This window comes from Streptomyces sp. AC627_RSS907 (genome assembly GCF_019049165.1).
In genome coordinates, this window is record NZ_JAGMUE010000652.1 from 1 (window position 1) to 652 (window position 652).

The window sequence follows — 652 nt, forward strand, 5'->3', positions numbered from 1 at the left end:
ACGTTGAGCCGCTTCGGCGTCCGACCGACCACAGCGCGCACCGTCTGAATGTTGGGGTTCCAACGACGGCGAGTGCGGCGGTGCGAGTGCGAAATGTTGTTGCCGAAGCCCGGCCCCTTGCCGCAGACGTCGCAGTTGGCAGCCACGGGTCACTCCAAAGACTTCAGATGCACTTACGGTGAGTTCCCGGTTCGTCGAATCAATAGCTGATCGGCATCACCGGGGGGATTTGGCCCGACCTGATCGGGCAACCGGAGCAGCATACAACGACCGCTCCCGTACAACGAAACTACCATGGCTACCTCGGCCCCCGCCCCAGACGATCTCCGCGAAGCGCGACTACCCTGCGGGCATCCGCGCTGCCACCCAGCACCGTTCAAGGAGGCCATAGGTGCCGCACACGTTCGACGCCGAGGCGGTACGTACGTGGTGCGGGCTGGCACTGGAGGCGTTGGGGCGCGCCCGCGAGGGGATCGACGCCATCAACGTCTATCCGGTCGCGGACGGTGACACCGGCACCAACCTCTACCTGACCGTCGAGTCCGCCGCGCACGCCGTCGGCGCCGCCTTCAACGGCCACGCGGCCACCGGTACCGCGTCCAGGCCGAGCCTGGGCGACGCCATAGGAGCCATGGCGCACGGGGCGCTGATC

The 652-nt window shown here is 67.0% G+C and carries 1 protein-coding gene and 1 pseudogene; one reads left to right on the forward strand and one right to left on the reverse strand.

Going from position 1 to position 652, the window contains the following annotated elements:
• On the reverse strand, window positions 1-146 hold a 146-nt coding region (rpmB, locus tag KUM32_RS37615; RefSeq protein ID WP_217146328.1), incomplete at its 3' end, for a 50S ribosomal protein L28.
• A gap of 245 nt (window positions 147-391) precedes the next feature.
• On the opposite strand from rpmB, the pseudogene KUM32_RS37620 reads away from it, so the two are divergent.
• Window positions 392-652 (forward strand): annotated as a pseudogene (locus KUM32_RS37620) (dihydroxyacetone kinase); the annotation flags it as partial.